The 26,028-nt window shown below is 69.5% G+C and carries 23 protein-coding genes; 20 read left to right on the top strand and 3 right to left on the bottom strand.

What is annotated here, in order from left to right:
* Positions 1-2: 2 nt before the first annotated feature.
* The 3 genes from dapD to map are packed head-to-tail and all read right to left on the bottom strand — an operon-like array spanning position 3 to position 4,335.
* The gene (gene dapD, locus RG19_RS05090; protein WP_058834328.1) at positions 3-977 is read right to left on the bottom strand and encodes a 2,3,4,5-tetrahydropyridine-2,6-dicarboxylate N-succinyltransferase; all 975 of its coding nucleotides are present in this window, start codon (positions 975-977) and stop codon (positions 3-5) included.
* A complete protein-coding gene (glnD, locus tag RG19_RS05085; RefSeq protein ID WP_058834327.1) occupies positions 907-3,546 on the bottom strand; it encodes a [protein-PII] uridylyltransferase in 2,640 nt (879 codons plus the stop codon). The genes dapD and glnD overlap by 71 nt, the downstream gene beginning before the upstream one ends.
* A 9-nt stretch (positions 3,547-3,555) precedes the next feature.
* Positions 3,556-4,335 carry a type I methionyl aminopeptidase gene (gene map / locus RG19_RS05080; protein WP_058834326.1) on the bottom strand — a complete coding sequence of 260 codons (780 nt, stop codon included), beginning with the start codon at positions 4,333-4,335 and terminating at the stop codon, positions 3,556-3,558.
* A gap of 238 nt (positions 4,336-4,573) precedes the next feature.
* Between map and RG19_RS05075 the strand changes: the two genes are divergently transcribed.
* From RG19_RS05075 to RG19_RS04980, 20 genes are all read left to right on the top strand, one after another.
* Positions 4,574-5,125, top strand: coding sequence for a Csu type fimbrial protein (locus RG19_RS05075; protein WP_082672483.1), 552 nt, complete (start codon positions 4,574-4,576; stop codon positions 5,123-5,125).
* A gap of 110 nt (positions 5,126-5,235) precedes the next feature.
* A complete protein-coding gene (locus tag RG19_RS05070) occupies positions 5,236-5,901 on the top strand; it encodes a fimbrial biogenesis chaperone (RefSeq protein WP_238376588.1) in 666 nt (221 codons plus the stop codon).
* A gap of 10 nt (positions 5,902-5,911) precedes the next feature.
* Positions 5,912-8,251 carry a fimbria/pilus outer membrane usher protein gene (locus RG19_RS05065; RefSeq protein WP_162267050.1) on the top strand — a complete coding sequence of 780 codons (2,340 nt, stop codon included), beginning with the start codon at positions 5,912-5,914 and terminating at the stop codon, positions 8,249-8,251.
* Positions 8,248-9,291 carry a Csu type fimbrial protein gene (locus tag RG19_RS05060; protein ID WP_058834323.1) on the top strand — a complete coding sequence of 348 codons (1,044 nt, stop codon included), beginning with the start codon at positions 8,248-8,250 and terminating at the stop codon, positions 9,289-9,291. The genes RG19_RS05065 and RG19_RS05060 overlap by 4 nt, the downstream gene beginning before the upstream one ends.
* A gap of 111 nt (positions 9,292-9,402) precedes the next feature.
* A complete protein-coding gene (locus tag RG19_RS05055) occupies positions 9,403-9,687 on the top strand; it encodes a hypothetical protein (protein ID WP_058834322.1) in 285 nt (94 codons plus the stop codon).
* A 291-nt stretch (positions 9,688-9,978) separates the two neighbouring features.
* A complete protein-coding gene (rpsB, locus tag RG19_RS05050) occupies positions 9,979-10,773 on the top strand; it encodes a 30S ribosomal protein S2 (protein WP_058834321.1) in 795 nt (264 codons plus the stop codon).
* A gap of 131 nt (positions 10,774-10,904) precedes the next feature.
* Entirely contained in the window at positions 10,905-11,786 is an 882-nt protein-coding gene (gene tsf, locus RG19_RS05045; RefSeq protein WP_058834320.1) for a translation elongation factor Ts, read from the top strand.
* A 145-nt stretch (positions 11,787-11,931) separates the two neighbouring features.
* Positions 11,932-13,458, top strand: a complete 1,527-nt coding sequence (locus RG19_RS05040; protein ID WP_082672481.1) for a GGDEF domain-containing protein — start codon at positions 11,932-11,934, stop codon at positions 13,456-13,458.
* Between the two features lie 49 nt (positions 13,459-13,507).
* The gene (gene pyrH, locus RG19_RS05035; RefSeq protein WP_058834318.1) at positions 13,508-14,230 is read left to right on the top strand and encodes a UMP kinase; all 723 of its coding nucleotides are present in this window, start codon (positions 13,508-13,510) and stop codon (positions 14,228-14,230) included.
* A gap of 102 nt (positions 14,231-14,332) precedes the next feature.
* Positions 14,333-14,896: a ribosome recycling factor gene (gene frr / locus RG19_RS05030; RefSeq protein WP_058834317.1), complete on the top strand. Its 564-nt coding sequence runs from the start codon at positions 14,333-14,335 to the stop codon at positions 14,894-14,896.
* Positions 14,897-15,002: 106 nt separating this feature from the next.
* Positions 15,003-15,755: a polyprenyl diphosphate synthase gene (uppS, locus tag RG19_RS05025; RefSeq protein WP_058834316.1), complete on the top strand. Its 753-nt coding sequence runs from the start codon at positions 15,003-15,005 to the stop codon at positions 15,753-15,755.
* The gene (locus RG19_RS05020; RefSeq protein ID WP_058834315.1) at positions 15,752-16,588 is read left to right on the top strand and encodes a phosphatidate cytidylyltransferase; all 837 of its coding nucleotides are present in this window, start codon (positions 15,752-15,754) and stop codon (positions 16,586-16,588) included. The genes uppS and RG19_RS05020 overlap by 4 nt, the downstream gene beginning before the upstream one ends.
* Before the next feature lie 23 nt (positions 16,589-16,611).
* A complete protein-coding gene (gene dxr / locus RG19_RS05015) occupies positions 16,612-17,802 on the top strand; it encodes a 1-deoxy-D-xylulose-5-phosphate reductoisomerase (RefSeq protein WP_058836417.1) in 1,191 nt (396 codons plus the stop codon).
* Positions 17,803-17,812: 10 nt separating this feature from the next.
* Entirely contained in the window at positions 17,813-19,174 is a 1,362-nt protein-coding gene (gene rseP, locus RG19_RS05010; RefSeq protein WP_058834314.1) for an RIP metalloprotease RseP, read from the top strand.
* A gap of 58 nt (positions 19,175-19,232) precedes the next feature.
* Positions 19,233-21,728, top strand: coding sequence for an outer membrane protein assembly factor BamA (gene bamA / locus RG19_RS05005; protein ID WP_058834313.1), 2,496 nt, complete (start codon positions 19,233-19,235; stop codon positions 21,726-21,728).
* Positions 21,729-21,738: 10 nt separating this feature from the next.
* Entirely contained in the window at positions 21,739-22,779 is a 1,041-nt protein-coding gene (gene lpxD / locus RG19_RS05000) for a UDP-3-O-(3-hydroxymyristoyl)glucosamine N-acyltransferase (protein WP_058834312.1), read from the top strand.
* Positions 22,776-23,231 carry a 3-hydroxyacyl-ACP dehydratase FabZ gene (fabZ, locus tag RG19_RS04995; RefSeq protein ID WP_058834311.1) on the top strand — a complete coding sequence of 152 codons (456 nt, stop codon included), beginning with the start codon at positions 22,776-22,778 and terminating at the stop codon, positions 23,229-23,231. Before lpxD ends, fabZ begins: the two co-directional genes overlap by 4 nt.
* A 1-nt stretch (position 23,232) precedes the next feature.
* Positions 23,233-24,024 (top strand): acyl-ACP--UDP-N-acetylglucosamine O-acyltransferase, encoded by a 792-nt coding sequence (lpxA, locus tag RG19_RS04990; RefSeq protein ID WP_058834310.1) that lies wholly within the window; start codon positions 23,233-23,235, stop codon positions 24,022-24,024.
* Between the two features lie 27 nt (positions 24,025-24,051).
* Positions 24,052-25,284, top strand: coding sequence for a lipid-A-disaccharide synthase (gene lpxB, locus RG19_RS04985; RefSeq protein ID WP_082672480.1), 1,233 nt, complete (start codon positions 24,052-24,054; stop codon positions 25,282-25,284).
* A gap of 55 nt (positions 25,285-25,339) precedes the next feature.
* Positions 25,340-26,026: a ribonuclease HII gene (locus RG19_RS04980; RefSeq protein ID WP_058834309.1), complete on the top strand. Its 687-nt coding sequence runs from the start codon at positions 25,340-25,342 to the stop codon at positions 26,024-26,026.
* The last annotated feature ends 2 nt before the right edge of the window (positions 26,027-26,028 follow it).

Below are 26,028 nucleotides of genomic sequence, written 5' to 3'. Positions count from 1 at the left end.
GATCAGCCGGCCAGGCCGCGGAGCAGGTCGTTGACGCTGGTCTTGGCGCGGGTGCGCTCGTCGACCTGCTTGACGATCACCGCGCAGTACAGCGAATGGCTGCCGTGGGCTGACGGCAGCGAGCCGGCGACCACCACGCTGCCCGGCGGCACGTAGCCGTAGCTCACCTCGCCGGTGGCGCGGTTGTAGATGCGCGTGGACTGGCCGAGGAACACCCCCATGCCGATCACGCTGTGGTGGCCGACCACGACGCCTTCGACGACTTCCGAGCGCGCGCCGATGAAGACGTGGTCCTCGATGATCGTCGGCGACGCCTGCAGCGGCTCCAGCACGCCACCGATGCCGGCGCCGCCGGAAATGTGGCAGTGCTGGCCGATCTGCGCGCACGAACCCACCGTGGCCCAGGTATCGACCATGGTGCCGGTGCCGACATGCGCGCCGATGTTGACGAAGCTCGGCATCAGCACGACATCGCGACCGAGGTAGGTCCCGCGGCGCACGAACGCACCCGGCACGACGCGTACGCCGGTCTCCCGGAACATGGCTTCGTCGAAATCGGCGAAGCGCGCTTCGACCTTGTCCCAGTACGGCGCCGGCTCGGCGTCCATCACCGCCATCTCGTTGATGCGGAAGTACAGCAGCACGGCCTTCTTCAGCCATTCGTTGACGGTCCAGCCGCCCTGCCCGTCCGGCTCGGCGACGCGCAATGCACCGGTCTCCAGACCGATCATCGCCTGCTCGACGGCGGGACGCACGGCACCTTCGACCTCTTCGGGCGTCAACGCGGCACGGCGCTCGAAAGCGCTGTCGAGCGTGGTGTGCAACAGGGCGACGGTCGCGGGATCGGCGTTGAAGCTGGGCAATGTCATGGAGTCGTTCCGTTCAGTGGTACGTGGGGCGAGAGGGTCAAGGGGTCGGGTCGAGCGTCGCCAGCAGCGCGGCCCGCAAGGCCTCGCGGGCGGCGTCGTCGAGCGCACGGTTGTCGCGGTCGCTGAGCCGAAACACGTCCTCGACGCGCTCGCCGAAGGTGGCGATACGGGCATCGTGGACACGCAGGTGCTGGCGGCGCAACGCATGCGCGACATCCGCGAGCAGGCCGGGGCGATCGGTACCGACCAGGCTGAAGATCGTCTGCCGACCATCGGCACTGTCGTCGAAGGCGATGCTGGGGACGATGCGAAAGTGGCGCAAATGCCGCGGTTGCGTGCGCCGGGCGGGCTTCACGTCGAGCGAGCCCGCCAGCACATTGATCAGCTTCCGCTCGATCGCACCCAGATCGGGCACGTGCCGCGGATCGGAAGGCAGCACCTGGAACAGATCGAAGATGGTGCCGTCGGGGCCGTCCAGCGCGCGTGCCTGCTGGATGGCCAGCCCGCTGCGGTCGAGGGTGATCGCGATGGCGGTGAACAGACCGTCGCGATCCGGCGAGTGCACGAATACCTCGAGCGCGTGTGCACCGGCCGCCAGACGCCGCAGGCGGACCGCCGTCCCGCCGGGCGCGGTGTCGCGCAACGCCAGCGCCTGCCAGGCCACCTGGTCGGGGTGCCCACGCAGAAACGCATCGACCGGCATGCGTGCGAACAACCCATCGGCCTCCGCCTGCTCCACGCCGTAGGCCGACAGCAGTCCGCGCACGCGGTCGCGGGTCTCGTCGATACGCTGCCCGGCGGCGACGGGATGTTCCAGTCCGCGCCGCAGCGCGAGCCGGGTGGCGATGCGCAGATCGGTCAGCAGACGGTCCTTCCACGCGTTCCACAACCGTGGGGACGTTCCGGCGATGTCGGCACAGGTCAGCAGATACAGATAATCCAGGCGCTCGCGGTCGGCGACTTCCCGCGCGAAGCGGTGGATCACGGCCGGATCCGAAATATCGTTCTTCTGCGCCACTGTCGACATCAGCAGGTGCCGGCGCACCAGCCATTCGACCAGGGCGACATCGGCCTCGGGCAGCCCATGGCCCTCGCAGAACTCGCGCGCATCCACGGCCCCCAGCTCGGAGTGGTCGCCGCCGCGCCCCTTGGCGATGTCGTGGAACAGGCCAGCGAGCAGCAACAGCTCGGGCTTGCGCAACAGCGGCCAGACCTCGTGGGCGGCGGAAAAACGCGGATCCGGCGACTCGTCGGCGAAACTGGCGATGTTGCGCAGCACCGCGAGCGTGTGCTGATCCACCGTGTAGACGTGGAACAGGTCGAACTGCATCCGCCCGGAAACCCGCGCGAACTCCGGGATCCAAACACCCAGCACGCCCATGCGCGCGAGACGTTCGAGCGTACGTACCGGCACCGGTCCCCGCAGCAATTCCAGGAACTGCTCACGCAGCGTGTCCGGGGCATCGCGCCAGCTCGGCAGGGCATGCAGCGACTCGGCCAGCGCACGGGCGCTCTGCGAATGCAGGCCGCGCACCTGCGGATGCTCGGCCCAGATCGCGAACAGATCGAACACCCGGCCGATGTCGCCGCCGGGCCAAACCTCGTCGCGCGCGGCCAGGTAGCCGCGGCGGGTGGCGAATTCGGCGTCGATCACGGCCAATTCGCCCTCACCCTCGATCTGTTCCTCGAAGCGCTGCAGCAGGCGGTCGTTGATCCGCAGCACCACCGACGCGCTGCGGTAGAACCCCTGCATCATCTGCTCGACCAGGGCGTTGTCGGCCTCGTCCACATGATTCAGCCGGGCGGCCAGCGCCTTCTGATGGTCGAAGCGCAACCGCTCCTCGGCCTTGCCGGCGACCAGGTGCAGGCCGAAGCGCAGGCGCGACAGTCCCTGCCGCTCGCGTTCCAGCGTGGCCTGCTCGTCCACGCCCAGCTGCCCCAATGCGATCAACTGGTCGAAGCCGTGCGCGCCGAACACCGCGCGCGCCATCCAGCGCAGCGTGTGGAGGTCGCGCAGTCCACCGGGGCCGTCCTTCAGGTTCGGCTCGAGATTGTCCGAGGTGTCGCCATAGCGCGCATGCCGCCGCCGCTGCTCCTCGCGCTTCCCCTCGAAATAACGGGCCGCGTCCCAGGTCCGCTCCGGTGCGATGGCGGCGTTGAGCGTCTGCACCTCGCGGAAGTTCGCCAGCAACGGCCGCGCATCCTGCAGGTTGGTGAGCACGGTCAGGTCAGCGGCCGCCTCGCGGGTGCACTCGTCCGGGCTGCGCACCGCGTGCCCGACCGGCAGGCCGGCGTCCCAGAGCAACGCGAACAAACGGCCGAGCACTTCGGCATGTGCCGCCTGCTCGCCCTCTTCCGCCAGTGCGAGCAGATCGATGTCGGAATGCGGGAACAGTTCGCCGCGCCCGTAACCGCCGACCGCGAACAGCGCCAGCGGCGCCTCGGCGGGAATGCAGCGCGCCCAGGCCTGGCGGACCCAGCCGTCCACCGCATTCGCGCGCGCGGCCAGCAACCGGTCGATGGCTTCGCCGGCGTCGAAGCGGGCGGCGAGCCGGGCATCGTGGTCGGCGAGCGCCGCACGGGCCTCGGCGGCCCAAGCCTGATCGCCGGCCTGATCGCTGGATGGATCGTTCGCCTGATCGCCGGGCGGCGTCTGCGGCGGTAGCGGCGAGGCCACGCCCCGCCCCTAGAGGAACGACTCGTTGTCGTCCCCGGGAATGCGGGTCAGCACGTCCGCACCGTCGCGCGTCACCGCGATCGTGTGCTCCCACTGGGCCGAAAGCTTGCGGTCCTTGGTCACGACGGTCCAGCCATCGGGCAGCACACGGGTGAAACGGGTACCTTCGTTGATCATCGGCTCGATGGTGAAGGTCATGCCGGCCTCCAGCACCAGCCCGGCGCCGGGGCGGCCGTAGTGCAGCACCTGCGGCTCGTCGTGATAGACGGTGCCGATGCCGTGGCCGCAGTACTCGCGCACCACGCTGAAGCGTTCGGCCTCGGCGAAGGTCTGGATGGCATGACCGATGTCGCCCAGGGTCGCGCCCGGACGCACTGCGCGAATGCCCTCGAACAACGCCTGCCGGGTCACCTCGACCAGGCGCCGCGCCATCACCGACGGCGTGCCGACGAAGTACATCCGGCTGGTGTCGCCGTGCCAGCCGTCCTTGATGACGGTGACGTCGATATTGATGATGTCGCCGTCCTTGAGGACCTTGTCGCCCGGGATACCGTGGCAGATCACATTGTTGGCGGAGATGCAGGTCGTCTTCGGGTAGCCGCGGTAGCCGACGTTGGCCGGCACCGCGCCCTGCACCTGCACGATGTGTTCGTGGCAGATGCGGTCCAGTTCGTCGGTGGTCACGCCAGGCTTCACGTGCGGCGCGACGATCTGCAGCACCTCGGCCGCCAGGCGGCCAGCCTCGCGCATCTTCTCGATCTGTTCGGGGGTCTTCAGGGAAATCGCCATCCGCACATTATCTCCGATCGCGTCGTTCCGTGCCCGGATCCAGCCGCGGCAGCGCGCAGGACGTCTCGCGGCCCGGGGCGCGGGACCAAGCGGGGGCGGAGCGGATCGCCGACGGAGCACTCCCGGAGCGACTGCGGCGCTGCGCGCCGACACGCAGCCATCACGCCGCGCATGCAGCGCTCGTGCAAACCTCGTGCGCGAGGTTCGCGCTGGACGCACGAGCTCGGCGCGCTCCGGGATGACCCAGCTCCATTCGACCGCACAACGAAAGGATATCGCCGTGCAGACATCTCGTCGCCGTTTTCCCCGTTTTCTCGCAGGCAGCCTGCTCGCCGCCGCCACGCCGCTGGCGTTCGGCCAGTCGGCATCCACGACGTTCGACGTCACGCTCACCATCACCGCGGCCTGCACCATCGACGCCCCTGCCGCGACCGACGTCGCCTTCGGCAGCCAACCCTCGAGTGCCACCAACATCGATGCCGCCGGCCAGTTGAATGTCAACTGCACGCCCGGCACGGGCTACGCCATTGCGCTGAGCCCCGGTCTGAACGCCGGTGGCGGCGGTATCGCCGCGCGCGCCATGGCCAGTCCCGACGGCACGCTCGTGCCGTATCAGTTGTATCAGGACCCTGCACGCAGCACCGTCTGGGGCGAGACGCCCGGCACCGATACCGTCGCCGGCACCGGCTCCGGCGCGGTGCAGACCGTTCCGGTCTACGGCCGCGTGCCCAGTGCCAACTTCCCCGCCGCGACCTACACGGACACCGTCACCGCGACGATCACGTACTGAGGGGCGCCCATCGCATGGGTTCTCCTCTCCGCCCCGGAGGCGGCGTCCGTGACGTCGCCCGTACGTACCTACGCTCGGCGTGTTTGGCCCTGGCAGCCGCGTGGCCGACGATGCCACTCTTCGCAGCCGACCTGCAGGTCGCGCCGACACTCGTGACCATCGCCCCGCAGCGTGCGGCCGACGGCCTCATGCTGCGCAACAGCGGCGAGCGCCCGTTGATCGCCCAGGTCAGGGTGTTCGCGTGGACACAGGACGCCGGCGAGGACCGTCTGACGGAAACGGAAGACCTCGCCGTCAGCCCGCCGATGATCGAGATCGCGCCGGGGGCCGAGCAACTGGTCCGGGTGGTTCGCCGTATCGACGCGCCCGACGCCATCGAGGGCAGCTACCGGGTCATCGTCGATGAACTGCCGGACCCGACCCGGCCCGTTGCCGACGATATGGGGCTGAACTTCGTCTTCCGCTACTCGATACCGGTGTTTCTCGAGCCGGTCCAGCCCGCTACATCGGTCCTGCATGCGCGCCTGGTCGATGTTGCGGAAGGCAGAGCGCTGGAGGTCGAGAACCTCGGCACCGCACGGGCGCAGATTGCCGACATCGTCCATGTGGATCCCGCGCTCCGGCAGCAGATCGCACCCGGGCTCGCAGGCTACGTCCTTCCCGGCCGGCAGCGACGCTGGCCGCTTCCGCCGGGCGCGAAGCCCGGCCACGCCACCGACATCCAGGCCAGGATCAATGGCGAGCCGGACGCCCGCACCCTGCTGCCGGATCGCTAGCGCCATCCTCATGGCCGCCGCGCTGTCCCTGGCTCGCGCCGAGACGATCCCGCAGGCCGGGCCCGCGTCGCTGGCCGCGACGCATCTCTACCTCGAAGTGATCCTGAACGAAACCGTGGTCGCCGAGCCGGTGTCGTTCGAGTATCGCGACGGCCGACTGCATGCGACCGTCGACACGCTGCGCGGCCTGGGCTTCCAGTTGGACGGACGCGATGGCGACGCGCCGGTACCCCTCGACGCCCTTCCTGGCGTGCGTGTGCGCTACGACCCGTCGCGGCAGTCGGTACGGATCGACGCACCGCTCGACATCCTCGCCCTCTCTTCGACCGACCTCGGCCTGCCCGCCAACGAGATCGCCGTGGTCACCGACCACGCGCCCGGGGTACTGCTCAACTACGACCTGTACGGCAGCGATGGCGACGGCGGCTGGAACCTCACCGGCTTCGGCGAACTGCGCGCCTTCGGCCTCGGTCGGGCGGTCGCATCGACCACGGGCATCACCCGGACGTTCCAGCGCGAGGGCGGGCGCCGGCAGCACGACAGCACCCGCCTCGACACCCGGCTGCAGTGGTCGTTTCCCGGCGCGGCGGTCTCGGTGATCGCCGGCGACGCGTTCACCGGGTTTCTCGACTGGACCCGGCCGGTCCGCATCGGCGGCGTGCAGGTCGGGCGCAACTTCGCCCTGCAGCCGTACCGGGTGACCGTGCCCCTGCCGGAGTTCCTCGGCGAGGCCGCAGTACCGTCGGAGGTCGAGCTGTACGTCAACGGGCTGCGCCAGTACAGCGGCAGCACGCCCACCGGGCCATTCCGTCTGGCGCCGGTGCCCGGCGTGACCGGCGCCGGCAATGCGCAGGTGGTGATCACCGATGCATATGGACGGGTCAACACGCTCGATTTTCCCTTCTACGCCACACAGCGCCTGCTCGCGCCTGGCCTCAGCGACTGGTCGCTCGCGCTGGGCTGGGTACGCGAACAGTACGGTCTGCGTTCGTTCGAATACGCCGATGCCCTGGTGGGCAGCGGCACTTGGCGCTACGGGGCGACCCCGCGCCTGACGGTGGAGGCGCATGCCGAAGGCGGCGACGGGCTGACGAGCGTGGGCGTCGGGGGCGCCTACCTGCTCGGCATGGCGGGCGTCGTCAACACGGCCCATGCCCGCAGCCGCGACCGTCATCGGCAGGGCGGCCAGAGCACCCTAGGCTGGTCCTGGAACAACGATCGCTACCAGCTGGCCGCCGACACCCGCCGCACCCACGACGACTATCGCGACATCGCCGCGCTGTACGGACCGCCACCGCCGCCCCGCAGCGATCGCGCCACCGCCGGCGTCAGCACCGGTGCCGGCAACTTCGGCCTGACCTACGTCCGCCTCGACCAGGTCCTGCCGCACCGCGAGGACGATGCACCCTTCGCCAGGATCGAACGCGGCCGTTACGCCGGCCTGTACTGGAGTCACGCGTTCGGCAGCGGGTGGTATGCGAATGCCGCGATCAACCAGAACCTGGACACCCGTGCCGACCGCAGCGCATATGCCGGCCTGATGATTCCGCTCGGCCGCCAGCGCGAACGTCAGGCGGCATTGTCCTGGCAACGCGACGGCGACCTCGACAGCGCTGTCGTGGACGTGGCGCAACCGGTGCCGGGCGACGGCGGCGTGGGCTGGCGCGTCCAGGCCCGCAGCGGCGATGCCTCCGGGGGGCTCGCCGAGGGTGCGTGGCTGGGGCCGCGCGGGCGCGTGGGCGCCGGCGTCTCGCGATTCGGCGACAGCCGCTTCGCCTACGCGCAGGCTGCCGGGAGCCTCGTGCGCATGGGCGGCGGCTGGTTCGCCGCGCGCGAAATCGTCGACGCGTTCGCCGTGGTGTCCACCGACGGCATCCCCGGCATCCCGGTCGCGCTCGAGAACCGACTGATCGGCCTCGCCGATGCGCGCGGCCTGCTCCTGGTCACCCCACTCAACGCCTGGCAGCGCAACCGGCTGTCGATCGATCCGATGGATCTGCCCGCCGACATCCGGGTGACCGACGCCGCCCGGGTCGTGACGCCGGCCGACCGCGCCGGGGTGCGCGTCGGCTTCGAAGTCCGCCGGGTCCGCGGCGTCCGCCTGCTCCTGCACGACACCGACGACGTGCCGCTGCCGCCCGGCAGCCGGATCGAACACGGTGCCGGCACCACGCCGGGCATCGTCGGCCACGGCGGCCAGGCCTACCTCGAAAGCCCCGCTGCGGGCAGCCTGCTCCGGATCCGGCTGCCCGATGGCGATGTCTGCACGACCCTCCTGCCGGCACTGCCCGAACACGATCCACTGCAGCGCCTGGGGCCGTTGCGCTGCGAACACGAGGCGCGCAGATGAGCGGCCGCGCCCGCCACCGCGCCTATCGCCGCCTCGGCGCGTTGGCACCCATCCTCGCCGGCATCGCGCTGGCGGCGTGGGCGACACCGGCCGCGGCGTTGACGACCTGCACGGCGTCGGCCACCCCGCTCGCTTTCGGCAGTGTGGCCGGCACTGCGCCGGTCGACGCCAACGGCACGGTCTCCATCACCTGCTCCACCACCGCCGTCTCGCTGCTGTCGGTGATCCGCCTCAGGATGTGCCTGAACATCGGACCCGGCGTGTCCGGCGGCGGCCAATACGTGCCCAGGCGCATGCTCAACCCCAGCAACGACGCGCTGCAGTTCCAGATCTTCCGCGACCCGGCACGGACGCTGGTGTGGGGCAACACCGCCGCCGCCGCTGCGCCCACGCCCCTGGAGACCACATTCGAGTACACCGTGCTGGTGATCGGCGGCGGCAACACCCTGAACATTCCGATGTACGGACGCGTCCCCGCCCAGGCCGGCCTGGCTGCAGGCAACTACAGCAACGCCTTCACCGGGACCAACACCCGGCTGGACTACCGCTACAACGAACCGGTCGTCGGTGCTCCGCCCTTTCCCGCATCCTGCACCACCGGGGGCACCGGTGGGGGCAGCATCACCTTTCCTTTCACCGCCACCGCACCGGTGCCCAACCGCTGCACGATCGCCAGCGCCACGCCGATGGCGTTCGGGACCGTGCCCGGACGGGTGTCGTCCAATGTCGACCGGACGTCCACATTGACCTTCACCTGCACCGGCCGCACTCCGTGGACCGTGGGCTTGAACAACGGCAACAACCCGGTCGGCACCACGCGACGCATGCGCCAGGGAACGTCGTCGAACTACGTCACCTACGAGCTCTACAGCGACGCCAACCGCACCCAGCGCTGGGGGGCGACGGCCGCCACCGGCGCGGTCACCGGGACAGGAACCGGCGCCAGCCAGTCGCTGACCGTCCACGGACGCGTCCCCGCCTCCCAGGTGACGCCTGCAGGCAATTACACCGATACGGTGCTGGTCACGATCACCTACTGAGTCGGCCCTGCCGGGCGCGGCGAACCCGGCGCCAGCCGGCGCCATCGTTCAAGCCGGCTCCTCGACGGCCGCTAACGGGGCATGCGACCGCCACCGTCACCGACCTGCTGCATGACGCTCGCCCTGTTGTTCCTGGGCGCCGCCCTCGCTCCGCCAGCCCTCCCGGCCTCCAGTCAGCGCAGCAGCCTGGGCATCGGCCTGACCATCCTGCCGGCCTGCCGCGGACACGAAACGGCTGCGGCCACTGCCGCCACGACCGCGGCATCCATCGGCCCGAAGGTCGCACCGACCTGCGGCGCACGCCTTGAACGCCAGCCCCGGGAAGCGGCCCTGCCCGCGCCGCCGCCTGCCTCGGACGCCACGCGGGCGCCGGACATCCTGCTGATCGAGTTCTGAGCCCGCTCACGCAACTTGCCCCGGCCCCGGCTCGGCGCGTATGATCGGCGGCTGTCCGTCCTCCTGGACGGGCCGTCCATGCCGGACGTCACCGGCAAATCCACACCTGTCGCAATCCCCCGTGCCGGGGTGCGCATGGCCGAGCGATCACACGCCCGGCTGCTGCGTTCGGCCACGGAGGCGACAGGGAGGCCCAACCCCGGAACCCCGTGCGCGGTCCGCCGCGCGCCCGTCCCTTGCCCGGTCCCGACGGACCGAGGGCGGCAGGTTCCACCACTGGAGTCATCCGCAATGCCTCAGATCACCATGCGCCAGATGCTGGAAGCCGGCGTCCACTTCGGCCACCAGACCCGCTACTGGAACCCCAAGATGTCGCCGTACATCTTCGGCGCCCGCGGCAAGATCCACATCATCAACCTCGAAAAGACCGTGCCGCTGTTCAACGATGCGATGAACTTCATCTCGTCGATCGCACAGAAGCGCGGCATCATCCTGTTCGTCGGCACCAAGCGCAGCGCGCGCGAGGCGATCAAGGAAGAAGCCGAGCGCTGCGGCCAGCCCTTCATGACCCAGCGCTGGCTGGGCGGCACGCTGACCAACTTCGCCACGGTGAAGAAGTCGGTCGCCCGCCTGAAGGAGCTCGAGGCCGCCGAGACCGACGGCACCTTCGAGAAGCTGGTCAAGCACGAAGTGCTGGGCCTGCGTCGCGAGCGCGACAAGCTCGAAGCCTCGCTGGGCGGCATCAAGGACATGCACCGCCTGCCCGACGCGCTGTTCGTGATCGACATCGGCCACGAAGACATCGCGGTCAAGGAAGCCAAGAAGCTCGGCATTCCGGTGATCGCGGTGGTCGACACCAACTACGACCCCAACCTGGTCGATTACGCCATCCCGGGCAACGACGACGCCATCCGCGCCGTGCAGCTGTACGCCAATGCCGCCGCCGACGCGGTGCTCGAAGGCAAGGCCGCTGCGCCGACCGCTGCCGTGGTCCGCGAGGAAGAGTTCAGCAAGCCCGCCAAGAAGGGCAAGACCGAACAGACCGAGGACGCTGCGGCTCCGGCTCCGGCTGCCGCTGCGGAGTAATCCCGGCAGGTATCGCCGCGCTCCGGCCCGGCGATACCGCGTACGTCCGCGCCCCGGCCTCCTGGCCGGCGGCGCCTCCGGGCGCTTCTGCCGCCCGCGACCCCTTTCCGCTATTTTTCCGAGGTACCCCGATGGAAATCACCGCTAGCCTGGTCAAGGAACTGCGCGAGCGCACTGGCGCCGGCATGATGGAGTGCAAGAAGGCGCTGACCGAAAGCAACGGCGACATCGACGCCGCTGCCGAAGCCCTGCGCAAGTCCGGCCTGGCCAAGGCCGACAAGAAGGCCGGCCGCGTGGCCGCCGAAGGCCGCATCGCCGTGGCCCAGGACGGCGCCCGCGCCGTGCTGGTCGAGATCAACTCCGAGACCGACTTCGTCGCCAAGGACGACAACTTCGTCAGCTTCACCGACACCGTCGCCCAGGCCGCCCTCGCCTCCGGCGCCGCCGACACCGAAGCGCTGAAGACGGTCAAGCTCGACAGCGGCGACACCGTGGAAGAAACCCGCGCCGCGGTCATCGCCAAGGTCGGCGAGAACCTGCAGGTGCGTCGCCTGGTCCGTGTCGACGGTGGCGACCACAACGTCGCGGCCTACGTCCACGGCGGCAAGATCGGCGTGCTGATCGAGCTCAAGGGCGGCGATGCCGAACTCGCCCGCGGCCTGGCGATGCACGTCGCGGCGATGAACCCGCCGCACATCAAGGCGTCCGACGTGCCGGCCGACTTCATCGAGAAGGAAAAGGAAATCGAGCTGGCCAAGATGTCCGACAAGGACAAGAGCAAGCCGGCCGACATCCTCGAGAAGATCATCGGCGGCAAGCTCGCCAAGATCGTCAACGAGGTCACGCTGTACGGCCAGCCGTACGTGCTCGACACCAACCAGACCGTCGAGCAGGTGCTCAAGGCCGCCGGCGCCGATGTCGTCAGCAGCCAGCGCCTGGCCGTGGGCGAAGGCATCGAGAAGGTGGTCGAGGATTATGCTGCCGAGGTGATGAAGCAGGCCGGCCTGGCCTGATTCCGCCATCTGTCGCAGTCCGGAAGAAAGCCGCGGTCGCCCGCGGCTTTCTTCGTTTTGCGCGAGCGCATTCATAATTCTCGTCTTCAGGAGGCGGATGCCGGGCCGATAGCGGAAGCAGACGCACCCGACCTCGAAGAACCCGATGCATCCGGACCTCGTTTCGCTGTTGTCCCATTGCAGGACCCTGCCGACCCTGCCGGGCGTGGCATTGAAGATCATCGCCCTGGCCGAAGATCCGGGCAGCGATCTGGACACGATCTCCGACGCGATCGCGCTCGATCCCGCACTCAGCGCGCGCATGCTGCGCATCGCCAACTCGCCGCTGTACGCCAGCAAGCACCGCCGCCGGGTGGACACCCTGGCGCAGGCCACGAGCCTGCTCGGCTTCAATGCAGCGGTCAGCCTCTCGCTGGGGTTCTCGGTCGCGCGCACGCTGCGGCCCGGCCACGCACTGGCCGGCCTGCAGGAGCGCGTCTGGCGGCGCAGCGCGCTGGCCGCGATGGCCGCACGCCTGTTCGCCGAACGTCTCCAGCTCGACCGGCCGGAGGAGCTGATGCTGGGCGCGCTGTTGCAGGACATCGGCATCCTCGCCCTCCTGCACGCGGTGCCCGACCGCTATGCGCAACTGCCACCCGCAGGATTGCAGGGCGCCGTCCGCCTGCAGCTCGAACACGACCATCTCGGCGGCGATCACACCGAGGTCGGTGCCTGGCTGGCGGGTCGCTGGGGGCTTTCGCCGTACCTGCAGCGCATGATCCGCAGCAGCGAGACCGTCGACACCCGCGACCGCACCCTGGGGTGCGTCGTCGCCGCGGGCCTGCTGGCCGATGTCTGGGTCGACGGCGAGGACGAGGACGCGAGCGAACAGCTCGAACGCGTGGCGGCGACCGCGCTCGACATGACCGCCGCCGATCTCGTGGAGATGCTCGAACGTCTGTCGGCCCTCGCCCCCGAAATCTCGATGTTGTTCGACGTGAAGGTCGAGCGCGAGGAGCAGGTTCGCGACATCGAACAGCAGAGTCGCGAACTGGCGATGATCCATCACCTGCTCGAGCGCCAGGATCTCGCCCAGGCACAGCGCGAGACCGATCGCCTGCGCAGCCGTGCGCGCGAACTCGACGACCTCGCCCGACGCGACCACCTCACCGGCGCGTACAACCGACGCCAGCTGGACGACCTGCTGCAGCAGGCCTTCGACGACGCCGACCGGCTCGGCGTGCCGCTGTCCATCGCATTCGTGGACCTGGACGACTTCAAGCGCATCAACGACCAGCACGGTCACCTGGTCGGCGACACCGTCCTGCGCGAGTTCAGCGCCGCCCTGATGGCCATGCTCCGCAGCAGCGACCTGCTCGCGCGCTACGGCGGCGAGGAGTTTCTGATCGTGCTGGGCCGCTGCGGCGCCGACCGTGGCCGGCACATCCTCGAACGCCTTCTGGCCGAGATCTCACGTCGTGCAATGACCTTCGTGGAAGGGCGCGCCATCCACGTCACCTTCTCCGCCGGCGTCGCCACCCACGGCGAGGATGTCCGGTTCGCCACCGCCCAGGACCTGCTGCAGGCCGCCGACGAAGCGCTCTACGGCGCCAAGCGCGAAGGCCGCAACCAGGTTGCGATGCGCGCCGAGCGCAGCGACGCCGCGCCGCCCCTGGCCGGCGCGGCAGGATGACGATCAGCTAGAATCAGAGGGATCCCCCTACACCGCCAGAGGCTTCCCCATGCCCACCCTCGCCTATCGCCGCGTCCTGCTCAAACTTTCCGGCGAGGCCCTGATGGGCGACGAGGATTACGGCATCGATCCGAAGGTCATCACCCGGCTCGCGCGCGAGGTGATCGAGGCCCAGCAGGCCGGTGCCCAAGTCGCCCTGGTGATCGGCGGCGGCAACATCTTCCGCGGCGCCGGGCTCGCCGCCAGCGGCATGGACCGCGTCACCGGCGACCAGATGGGCATGCTGGCGACGGTGATCAACGCCCTGGCCATGCAGGATGCGCTCGAAAAGCTCGGCGCCAAGGCACGGGTGATGAGCGCGATCAAGATCAACGACGTGTGCGAGGACTACATCCGGCGCCGCGCGATCCGCCATCTCGAGAAAGGGCGCCTGGTGATCTTCGCGGCGGGCGTCGGCAGCCCGTTCTTCACCACCGACTCCGGCGCCGCGCTGCGCGCGATCGAGATCGGCGCCGACCTGCTGCTCAAGGCCACCAAGGTCGACGGCGTCTACGACAAGGACCCGAAGAGGCACACCGACGCGGTCCGCTTCGAGAGCCTGAACTACGACGAGGTCATCACCCGCGGACTGGAAGTGATGGACACCGCGGCGTTCGCGCTCGCGCGCGACAGCGACCTGCCGCTGCGGGTCTTCGACATGGGGCAGCCCGGCGTGCTGCTTCGGGTGCTGAACGGCGAGCCGATCGGCACCCTGGTGTCGGGCCGGAACTGATCCCGGCACCGACATCGCGTCGCCGACACCTGTGAGGGAGGGCCGGCGACGGCTTCCCCGGCTATAATCCGGCGGTTATCCGAGTCACTCCTGGAGCCGGCGATGCTCAACGAAATCAAGAAAGACGCTCAGACCCGTATGGCCAAGAGCGTCGAGGCGCTCCGTCACGCCTTGGTCAAGATCCGCACGGGCCGCGCCTCGACCGCCCTGGTCGAGAGCATCAAGGTGAACTACCACGGCTCCGACATGCCGCTGGGCCAGGTGGCCAGCATCGCGGTCAGCGATGCCCGCTCGCTCACGATCACTCCGTGGGAGAAGCAGATCGTCGGCGCGATCGAAAAGGCGATCCTGGCCTCCGACCTCGGCCTCACGCCGAATACCGCCGGTACGACGATCCGCCTGAACCTGCCGGCACTGACCGAAGAGCGCCGTCGCGAGCTGTCGAAGGTCGTGCACGGCGAAGGCGAGGACGCCAAGGTCGCGATCCGCAACATCCGCCGCGATGCCAACCAACAGCTCAAGGACCTGCTCAAGGACAAGGACAATCAGGTCAGCGAGGACGAAGTGCGCCGCGGCGAGGACGAGATCCAGAAGATCACCGACCAGGCGATCCGCGACGTCGACGACGTGGTCAAGGGCAAGGAACAGGAGCTGATGGCGGTCTGAGTCCGACACGCCACGGTTTCTCCATGTCCATCGTGTCCACGTTTCGCCTGCATGGCGCCGGTCCCGGTCGCGGAATCGCACCGGGCCGGGCCGGTTCCGGGCTCGCATGACCCTGCCCCGCCACCTCGCCGTCATCATGGACGGCAACGGGCGCTGGGCGTCGCGCCGGCGCCGGCCGCGCATGATCGGCCATCGCGCCGGCGCGCGCGCGGTCAACCTGTGCATCGACCATTGCCTGGAGCGCGGGATCGGCGCGCTGACCCTGTTCGCATTCTCGAGCGAGAACTGGGGCCGACCGGAAGACGAAGTCGGCGCCCTGATGAAACTGTTCATGGGCGCGATGGAACGCGAGGTCGAAGAGCTCGATCGCCGCGGCGTGCGCGTGCGCTTCATCGGCGACCGGAGCCGCTTCTCGCCCGCCCTGCAGGCACGCATGGCGTCCACCGAGGCGCGCACCGCCCAGCATCGACGGCTGAGCCTCAACATCGCGGTCAGCTACGGCGGGCGTCAGGACATCGCCGCCGCCGCTCGCTCGCTCGCCGAGGACGTCGCCGCGGGCCGGCTGCAGCCGGAACAGATCGACGAAACCCTGCTCGGCAGCCGGATCGCGCTCGCCGACCAGCCGCCCCCCGATCTGTTCATCCGCACCGGCGGCGATCTGCGCATCAGCAACTTCCTGCTCTGGCAGCTGGCCTATACCGAGCTGTGGTTCACCGATACCCTGTGGCCCGACCTCGACGCCTCGATCCTGGATCAGGCCCTGGACGCATTCGCAGCGCGTGAGCGCCGGTTCGGCCTCACCGGCGCCCAGGTCACCCCAGACCCGGCCCAGGCAGACACGGATACCCACATCGCATGACCCGTACCCGCGTCCTCGCAGCGCTCGTGATGGCACCGCTGGCGATCGCCGCCGTCCTGTTGCTGCCCACGCCCTGGATCGCGGCGCTCGCGGCGATCCTGTTCCTGGGTGCGCTGTGGGAGTGGTACCGACTGGCCGAAGTCGACGACTCGCTGGCGCGCGGTGTCCTGCTGCTGGCCAACCTCCTGCTCATGGTGGCGGTCATCTGGGCCTCGGCCGGCGACCCCGGCGGTTCGCTGGTGCTGCTCAAACTCCTGTGCATCGTCGGCCTGGTCTGGTGGTGCCTGGCGCTGGCATGGTTGCGTTGGGCCCGCTTCGGCGCCTCCCCGTCGGGGCTCGCCCGCAGTCTCAAACTCGCCGCCGGCACCGCCGCGGTCATTCCCGCCTGGGCCGCGCTGGCCCTGATCCATGCGGGCGAACCCAATGGCCATGGCTGGCTGCTGGTGGCACTGATGATCGTCTGGGCCGCCGATTCGGGCGCGTACTTCGCCGGGCGCCGGTTCGGACGCCGCAAGCTCGCCCCGACGATCAGCCCCAACAAGACCGTCGAGGGATTGCTCGGCGGACTGGCCTCCGGCCTGACCGTCGCGCTCGTGGGCGCGGCGCTGCTCGGCGTGTCGGGGCCGTCGCTGCTGGAGGTCGCCGCGATCGCCACGCTGACCGTGCTGGCATCCGTGGTCGGCGACCTGTTCGAGAGCCTGCTCAAGCGCCAGGCAGGCGTGAAGGACTCCGGTCAGGTGATTCCCGGCCACGGCGGCCTGCTCGACCGCGTGGACGGCGTGCTGGCGGCCTTGCCGATCTTCGCGATCGGCCAGATCTGGCTCGGCTTCTGAGCATGTCCGCGGCCTTGCCCGCCATGGAGACCGCAGCGCCGCCGCACCGCGTGGCGGTGCTCGGTGCGACGGGCTCGATCGGCAGCTCCGCGCTGGATCTGATCGCCCGCCACCCGGAGCGCCTGCATGCCAGCATCCTGGCCGCCGGGCGCCAGGTGGACGCGCTCGTCGCCCTGTGCCGCACGCACCGTCCCGAGCACGCCGTCATCGCCGACCCGGCGCTGTATCCGGCCCTGCGCGACGGGCTCGCCGCGGCAGGCCTGTCGACACAGGCCCACGCGGGCGATGCCGCCTTGTGCGAACTGGTCGCTGGCGAAGTCTGCGACACCGTCGTGGCGGCGATCGTCGGCGCGGCGGGGCTCGATTCGACCCTCGCGGCCGCACGCGCGGGCAAGCGCCTCCTGCTCGCCAACAAGGAATCGCTGGTCATGGCCGGGGCGTTGGTCATGGCCGAGGCCGCGCACGGCGGCGCCTGGGTGCTGCCGATCGACAGCGAGCACAATGCGTTGTTCCAGTGTCTGCCGGGCGGGCGCGTGGACGACGGCGTGCGCCGGTTGGTGTTGACCGCGTCCGGCGGTCCGTTTCGCGGACGCTCGCGTGCGAGCCTGTCCGGCGTGACGCCGGCGCAGGCGGTGGCGCATCCGAAGTGGTCGATGGGCGCGAAGATCTCGGTCGACTCGGCCACCCTCATGAACAAGGGCCTGGAAGTCATCGAGGCGCACCACCTGTTCGGCCTGGGCAGTGCGCAACTGGGCGTGCTCGTGCACCCGCAGAGCCTGGTCCACGCGCTGGTGGAGTACGTCGATGGCTCCACCCTCGCCCAGCTCGGGCTGCCGGACATGCGCACCGCGCTGGCGGTGGGTTTCGGCTGGCCCGAACGGATCGCCTCGGGCGTGTCGCCTCTGGATCTTCTCGAGCACGGTCGCCTAGAGTTCGAGGCACCCGACCTGGACAGTTTCCCCTGCCTGCGCCTGGCGCGCGACGCGCTGGAGGCCGGTGGTACCGCTCCCGCGGTGCTCAATGCCGCCAACGAGGTCGCGGTTTCAGCCTTTCTTCAGGGCCAGGTCGGTTTCCTGAGCATTCCCGCCATCGTGGAATCCGTCCTCGCGGCCCTCCCGCCGGTCGAGGCGTCATCCCTGCTGGCCGCCCGCGAGGCGGACGCGCAGGCGCGGCAGCTCGCCACCCGCTTCCTGAACCGTTACGCCGCCGCATGAGAACGCCACGATGAGCACTTTTCTCGGTTCGGTGTGGTGGCTGATCGTGAGTCTCGGCCTTCTGGTCACCTTCCACGAGTTCGGCCATTACTGGGTCGCCCGTCGCAACGGAGTCAAGGTGCTGCGGTTTTCCGTGGGCTTCGGCCGGCCGCTGTGGATGCGGCGCGGCCGCGACGGCACCGAGTACGCGATCGCGGCGATCCCGCTCGGCGGCTACGTGCGGATGCTCGATGAACGCGAGGCGCCGATCGCCCCGGAGGAAGCCTCGCAGGCATTCAACCGCAAGACGGTCTGGCAGCGCATGGCCATCGTGGCGGCGGGACCGGCCGCCAACCTGATCCTGTGCGTGGCCCTGTTGTGGGCGATGTTCGTGATCGGCCGGCCGGATTACGCGCCGGTGGTGGGCCACGTCCAGAGCATCGCGGCCGAGGCCGGACTGAACCGCGGCGATCGCATCGAGGCCGTCGGTGGCCGCGCCACCCCGACCTGGAACGAGGTTCAGCTGGCCCTGTTGCCGGCGGCGCTGGACCGCGCCGACGTACGCGTTTCGATCGTCGACGAGCGCGGCGCGACGCAGGAACGCACGCTGCCGCTGTCCCGGCTGGGCGCCGACCTGAACGACCGCGCCCTGCTGCCCTCGATCGGTCTGTTGCCGCGCCACTTGCTGGCCGCACCGGTGGTCGGTCGCGTGCACCCGGACTCGGCCGCCTGGGGCGTGCTCGCCGAGGACGACCGGATCACCGCCATCGATGGCGTACGGATCGAATCGTTCGACCAGATCGCCGCCCTGGTGCAGGCGCTGGGCGAACAGGGCGGCGCCGGCATGATCGAGGTGGAGCGCAACGGCGACCGCCTGGCCTTGGAAATCACGCCGCAGCGCATGCACGACGACCACCGTGGCGAATTCTGGGCATTGGGCATCGAGGCCGCGCGCGGCACCGCCCCGGAGCGCGACGCGCTGCAGCGCTACGGGCCGCTGGCGGCGTTCCCCGCCGCGGTGCGCGAGACCGGCCACCTCACCGGGCAGCTGTTCGGCATGATCGGCCGCGCATTCACCGGCCGCATCGCGGTCGAGAACACCGTGGCCGGCCCGATCACCATCGCCCGGGCGACCAATGCCTATGCCCAGCAAGGGGCGGCCTGGTACCTCACCATTCTCGCCCTGCTGTCGCTGAGCCTGGCGATTCTTAACCTGCTGCCGATCCCCATGCTGGATGGGGGCCACCTCTTGTATTACCTTATCGAGTTGGTCAAAGGCAGCCCAGTGAGCGAAAAGGTCATGATCGCCGGCCAGTACGTAGGCCTCGCGTTGCTGGCCAGCCTGATGGGCCTGGCGTTCTACAACGACATCCTGCAACTGGTACAACGCTGACCGCCGACCCCTGCCTCGCGAACGCACGCGACGGCGTTTTCCCAACCGGACGTATTAGATGACGCGAATTCCCAGCCGCCGCTTGCTCGCCCTTGCCCTGACCGCGGCCATTTCGTCACCCGCCTGGGCGCAGACGCTGCCCGGCATGCCACCGGTCGCCCAGGCCGCACCGGGCGCGTTCACCGTGTCCGACATCCGCGTCGACGGCCTGCAGCGCATCGGCGCGGGCACCGTGTTCACCTATCTCCCGGTCGAGCGCGGCGACACCGTCGACCAGGCCCGCGTGGGCGAGGCGATCCGGGCGCTGTACCGCACCGGCTTCTTCGAGGACGTCCAGGTCGGCCGCCAGGGCGACATCCTGGTGATCACGGTCACCGAGCGCCCCGCGATCAACCGGCTCACCCTGACCGGCAATCGCGACATCCGCACCGAGGACCTGCAGCGCGGCCTGCAGGACATCGGCCTGTCCGAAGGCGACACCTTCGACCGGCTCGCGCTCGACCGCGTGACCCAGGAACTGACCCGCCAGTACAACAACCGCGGCAAGTACAACGTCTCGATCGTGCCCACGGTCTCGCAGCTCGACCGCAACCGCGTCGACGTCACCATCGCCATCGACGAAGGCAAGGCCGCGAAGATCCGCCACATCAATCTGATCGGCAACGAGATCTACGACCAGGACACGATCACCGACAACTGGGAGTCCGGCGAGAGCAACTGGCTGAGCTGGTATCGCCGCGACGACCAGTACTCGCGCGAGCGCCTGTCGGGCGATCTGGAGAAGCTCAACAACTTCTATCTCGACCGCGGCCACGTCGACTTCTCCGTCGACAGCACCGAGGTCTCGATCAGTCCCAACCGCAGCGACATGTACATCACCGCCGGCGTGACCGAGGGCGAGGTCTACACGGTGTCCGACGTGGAGGTCACCGGCGACACGATCCTGCCGAAGGAGCAGATCGAGGAGCGCGTGTTCATCCGCGAAGGCATGACGTTCTCGCGCGCGCTGCTGGAGCTGAGTTCCGACGCCATCATCGCCACGCTGAGCAACATCGGTTACGCGTTCGCGCAGGTGAACCCGATCCCCGAGGTCAACCGCGAAGACCGCACCGTGTCGATCAACATGCAGGTCGTGCCCGGTCCGCGCGTGAACGTGCGCCGCATCCTGTTCCGCGGCAACACCCGAACCGCCGACGAGGTGCTGCGCCGCGAAATGCGCCAGTTCGAGGGCAGCTGGTTCTCCCAGGCGGCCATCGACCGCTCGCGCGTGCGTCTGCAGCGTCTGGGCTTCTTCGAGTCCGGCAGCGTCAACGTGGAGACCCAGCCGGTGCCGGGCAGCGACGACGAGGTCGATGTGGTCTTCAACGTCACCGAGACCACCTCGGGCAGCTTCGTGTTCGGCCTGGGTTACTCGCAGCTGGCCGGCATCACCACCTCGGTGCAGCTGTCGCAGAACAACTTCCTGGGCAGCGGCAACCGCATGTCCATCGAGGCCAGCCGCAACACCTACATGCAGCGCTACTCGTTCTCGTACGTGAATCCGTACTTCACCGACGACGGCGTGTCGCTGGGCTACAACCTGTGGTGGCGCGAGTTCGACAACTCCGAGTTCAACACCGCGCAGTATTCGTCGACCAGCGCCGCCGGCCAGGCGTTCTTCGGCGTGCCGATCACCGAGAACGACAGCATTTCGGTGATGTTCGGCATCGATCGCAACGAGATCAACACGTTCCGCGGCTTCACCCCGGACTCGATCGTCGACTACATCGACGCCTTCGGCAGCCGCACGTTCCATGCCTGGCGCGCCGAGATCGGCTGGGCGCGCGACAGCCGCAACGACTTCCTGCAGCCGACCCGCGGCACGTACCAGCGCATCGCGCTGGAGACCACGCTGCCCGGGTCGACCGCGGAGTTCTACAAGATCAACTACGAGTTCTCGCGCTACTGGCCGATCAGCCGTGCGCTGGTGCTCAACACCCGCGCCGAAGTGGGCTACGGCGACAGCTACGGCGACGACGTGGTCCGCAACATCTGCTGGACCCAGCCGACCGAAGCCAACCCGAACCCGCCGGCCAGCGATCCCTGCGATCCCAGCTCGCCGGACTACCAGCGCACCATCACCGCCAGCGGCCTGCCGTTCTTCGAGAACTTCTACGCCGGCGGCACCCGCTCGGTGCGCGGTTTCCGCGACAACACGCTGGGTCCGCGCGAACGGCCGCCGCTGTCGTCCTTCGACCAGCCGCTGGGCGGCGCGCTGAAGACGGTGGGCTCGCTGGAGATGTATTTCCCGACCTTGCTCGATTCGCCGGCCGCGCGCATCTCGGCCTTCGTCGACTTCGGCAACGTCTATCGCGACTTCGACGCGTTCGAGGCGAAGGACCTGCGCATCTCGGCGGGTGTGGCCCTGATGTGGCGCGCGCCGGTCGGCCCGATCTCGATCAGCTACGCGTTCCCGCTGGACTACCAGCGCGACGTGCACGGCGGCGCCGGCGACCTGATCCGCCGTGGCGACGAGACCGAACGCCTGCAGTTCACCTTCGGCGGCGCGTTCTGATCCAGCGCGCATGACGAATCCGGACCAGTCCGCGACGGCGTTCACCGCCGCCGATCTCGCCGAGCGCTTCGGCCTGCGCCTGCAGGGCGACGGTGCGATCCGGGTGGAAGGCGTGGCGCCGCTCGCCCGCGCGGGGGCGCAGGAGCTCGCCTTCCTGTCCAATCCGCGCCTGCGCGCCCAGTTGCTCGACAGCGGCGCTGGCGTGGCGATCGTGCGTCCGGCCGATGCCGAGGGCCTCGGCGCGAGGACCCTGCTGCTGGCCGACGATCCGTATGTCGCCTATGCCAAGGTCGCCGCGCTGTTCGAACCGCGGCGACCGCTCGTGGCCGGCATTCACCCCAGCGCGGTGGTGGACGCGACCGCGCAGGTCGATCCCGAGGCCGAGATCGGCCCCCAGTGCTATATCGGCCCGCGCACCCGCATTGCCGCCGGCTGCGTGATCGGCCCCGGCTGCGTGATCGGCGAGGATTGCGTGCTCGATCGCGATTGCGTGCTGGTCGCCCGGGTCACGCTGGATCGCCGCGTACGCCTGGGTGCGCGCGTACAGATCCAGCCGGGTGCCGTCCTAGGCGCCGAAGGCTTCGGCATGGCCAACGAGGGCGGTCGCTGGATCAAGGTGCCCCAGCTCGGTGGGGTCGTCTGTGGCGACGACGTCGAGATCGGCGCCAACACCACCATCGACCGCGGCACGCTGGACGATACCGTGCTCGAACACGGCGTGCGCCTGGACAACCTGATCCAGATCGCACACAACGTCCACATCGGGGCCCACACCGCGATGGCCGGGTGCGTCGGCATCGCCGGCAGCACCCGCATCGGCAGCCGCTGCCTGATCGCGGGCAAGGTCGGCATCTCCGGTCACCTGGAGATCTGCGACAACGTCCTCGTGCATGCGATGTCGATGGTGGCCGCCTCGATCACCGAGCCGGGCGAGTACTCGTCCGGCATGCCGGCCATGGCCACCCGCGAATGGCGCCGCAACGCGGCGCGCATCCGCCAGTTGGATACGCTCGCGCGCCGTGTCGGCGCGCTGGAGAAGGGAAGAGAATGACCGAAGGTTTCACGCTGCCGATCGAACACGACGGCGTCCTCAAGCTGCTGCCGCACCGCTACCCGTTCCTGCTGATCGACCGCGTCGTCGCCTACGAGGCGAAGACGCGCGTGGTCTGCCACAAGAGCGTGAGCGGCAACGAGCCCTTCTTCCAGGGCCACTTCCCCGGCAAGCCGGTCATGCCGGGCGTGCTGGTGATCGAGGCGCTGGCCCAGGCCGGCGGCATCCTCAGTCATCTCGATCTCGGCGGGGCCCACGGCGGCGACCTCTCCTATCTGGTCAAGGTGGACAAGGCCAAGTTCTCGCGCATGGTCCTGCCCGGCGATCGCCTGGAACTGGAAGTCCGCATCAACCGCGAGATCCGCAACATGACCATGTACGGCGGCGTCGCCCGCGTGGATGGCCAGGATGTCGCCTGCGCGGATATCGTCTGCGCCCGGGCGGCCAGCTGAGATGAGCGCAGGCGGCGCAGGCATCCACCCCACTGCGGCCGTCGATCCGGCTGCACGACTCGGTGTCGACGTCGAGGTCGGCGCTTTCACCTACATCGGCGCCGACGTCGAAATCGGCGACCGCACCCGGATCGGCGCGCACTGCAGTATTCACGGCCCGACCCGGATCGGGCGCGAAAACCATATCCACGGTCACGCCGCCATCGGCGGCGAGCCGCAGGACAAGAAGTTCGCGGGCGAGCGGGTGGAACTGGTGATCGGCGACCGCAACACGATCCGCGAGTTCGTCACCGTCAACCGCGGCACCGGCGACGGCGGCGGCGTCACCCGCATCGGCGACGACAACTGGTTCCTCGCCTACACCCACGTCGCCCACGATTGCGTCGTCGGCAACCACTGCGTGTTCTCCAACAACGCCACGCTGGCCGGCCACGTCGAGGTCGGCGACCACGTGATCCTCAGCGGCTTCGTCGGCATCCACCAGTTCTGCCGGATCGGCATGCACGCGTTCATCGGCATGGGCGCGTTCGTCAACGGCGACGTGCCCCCGTTCGTGATGGTGGCCCAGGACGGCTACGGTCGCCCGCGTGGCATCAACAGCGAAGGCCTCAAACGCCGCGGCTTCGACGCCACCCGCACCGCCGCGATCAAACGTGCCTACCGTGCCCTGTACATGTCCGGTGGTTCCAGCGAAGACGCCCGGGAAAAGCTGCGTGCACTCGCGGCCGACAGCGAGGACGTGCGCCACCTGCTGGAGTTCGTCGAGTCCGGGCAACGCCCCTTGCTAAGATGACCGCCCCGGCCCAGGCGACGCCCGACCGTGAATCGCGACACGCAGACCGCACCGGCAGTCGACCTGGCCTCTCCCGCCTTCCGTGAGTCGTCGCCACCGACGGTGATCGCTGCACCGCGGTTCGCGCTGGTCGCGGGCGAAGCCTCCGGCGACCAACTCGGCGCCGCTCTCATCCAGGCCCTGCGCGCCCGCTTTCCGGGAGCGACCTTCGCCGGTGTCGGCGGCGATGCGATGCGACGCGCCGGCCTGGATGCGTGGCACGATGCCTCCGAGCTCGCGGTGATGGGCCTGACCGAAGTGCTGGCGCACCTGCCGCGCCTGCTGAAGCTGCGAGCCCGGCTGCAACGGCGCGTGCTGGCTTGGCAGCCGGACGTTTTCATCGGCATCGACGCACCGGATTTCAATCTCGGCCTGGAACGACGCCTGCGCCGGCACGGCCTGCGCACGGTGCACTACGTGAGTCCCTCGATCTGGGCCTGGCGGCGCGGACGCGCGGCCAAGATCGGACACAGCGCCGACCGTGTGCTGTGCCTGTTTCCGATGGAACCCCCGATCTACGCTGCATACGGCGTGGACGCCCGCTTCGTCGGCCACCCGATGGCCGACGAGATGCCGTTGCAGCCCGACCGCCAGGCAGCGCGGCGACGTCTCGGCCTGTCCCGTCAGGGCCCCGTACTGGCGGTGCTCCCCGGCTCGCGACGCGGCGAGATCGGCCGCCTGGGCGCGGTGTTCCTGGAGGCGGCTGCACGTGTGGCCGCGGAGGTGCCGGGCCTGCAGGTGGTCGTGCCCGCGGCGAATCCAGGCTGCCGCGAGATGCTCGAGGCCCTCGCCGCGGCATCGCCGTTGCGCGGCGATGCGCTCCGGATCCTCGACGGGCAGGCGCGCGACGCGATGGTGGCCGCCGACGTCGTGCTGATCGCCTCGGGGACGGCCACGCTCGAAGGCCTGCTCGCGAAACGTCCCATGGTGGTCGGTTATCGGGTGTCGCGTACGACCGCGGCGATCGTGCGCGCACTGGGCTTGCTGAAGGTCGATCTGTATTCGCTGCCCAACGTGCTCGCCGGCGAGCGCCTGGTGCCGGAGCTCGTGCAGGAGGCCTGCACGCCGGAGCGGTTGTCGGCGGCAGTTCTCGACTACCTGCGCGATCCCGCGCTGGCGGCCCGGCTCGAACCGCGCTTCACCGAGATCCACCGCAGCCTGCGCTGCGATGCGTCGACGCGCGCCGCGGACGTGATCGAGACCCTGATCGCACGCCGCTGACGCGCGTTCACGTCTTGCCCCTCCATCCGCCCCTCGATACCCTTCCCGCGTGCCGATGTCTCCGCCAGAACCCGCCAACGCCGCCGTCGCGTCGCCCTCGCTCGGCTGGATCGCCGGCGTCGACGAAGCCGGCCGCGGACCTCTGGCCGGTCCCGTCGTGGTCGCCGCGGTCGTGTTCGATCCGACACGGCCGCGCATCAACGGTCTCAACGATTCCAAGCAACTCAAAGCCGCGCGGCGCGAGACGTTGTACCCGCGCATCGTCGAGCGCGCGCTCGCCTACAGCATCGTGTTCGTCGAGGTCGACGACATCGACCGCATGAACATCTTCCAGGCCACCATGCACGGCATGCGCCAGGCCGTGGCCGCGGTGACCGCCGGCCTCGATCCGGAGCGGTGCGTCGCCCGCATCGACGGCAACCATCTGCCGAAGCCGCTGCCCTGCCGTGGCGAAGCCTGGATCGGCGGCGATGCCCGAGACCGCACGATCATGGCCGCGTCCATCCTCGCCAAGGTCGCACGCGACCGTGCGATGGTGGCGCTGCATGCCCTCCATCCGGAGTATGGCTTCGACGGCCACAAGGGATACTCCACCCCCGCACATCTGGCCGCGCTGCGCACGCACGGCCCTTGTCCGGCACACCGCCGCAGCTTCGCGCCGGTCCGGGAGGCACTGGCGCCGCCGGAGCCCGCACCGGCCGATCTGTTCGACGTCGCGCCCGGTCTCCTGCAGCCCGCCTGAAC

It is taken from the genome of Luteimonas abyssi (genome assembly GCF_001482195.1).
Lineage (GTDB): Bacteria > Pseudomonadota > Gammaproteobacteria > Xanthomonadales > Xanthomonadaceae > Luteimonas > Luteimonas abyssi.
Note: the sequence above shows the minus strand (reverse complement) of the source record. Positions and strands in the feature narration are given on the sequence as shown.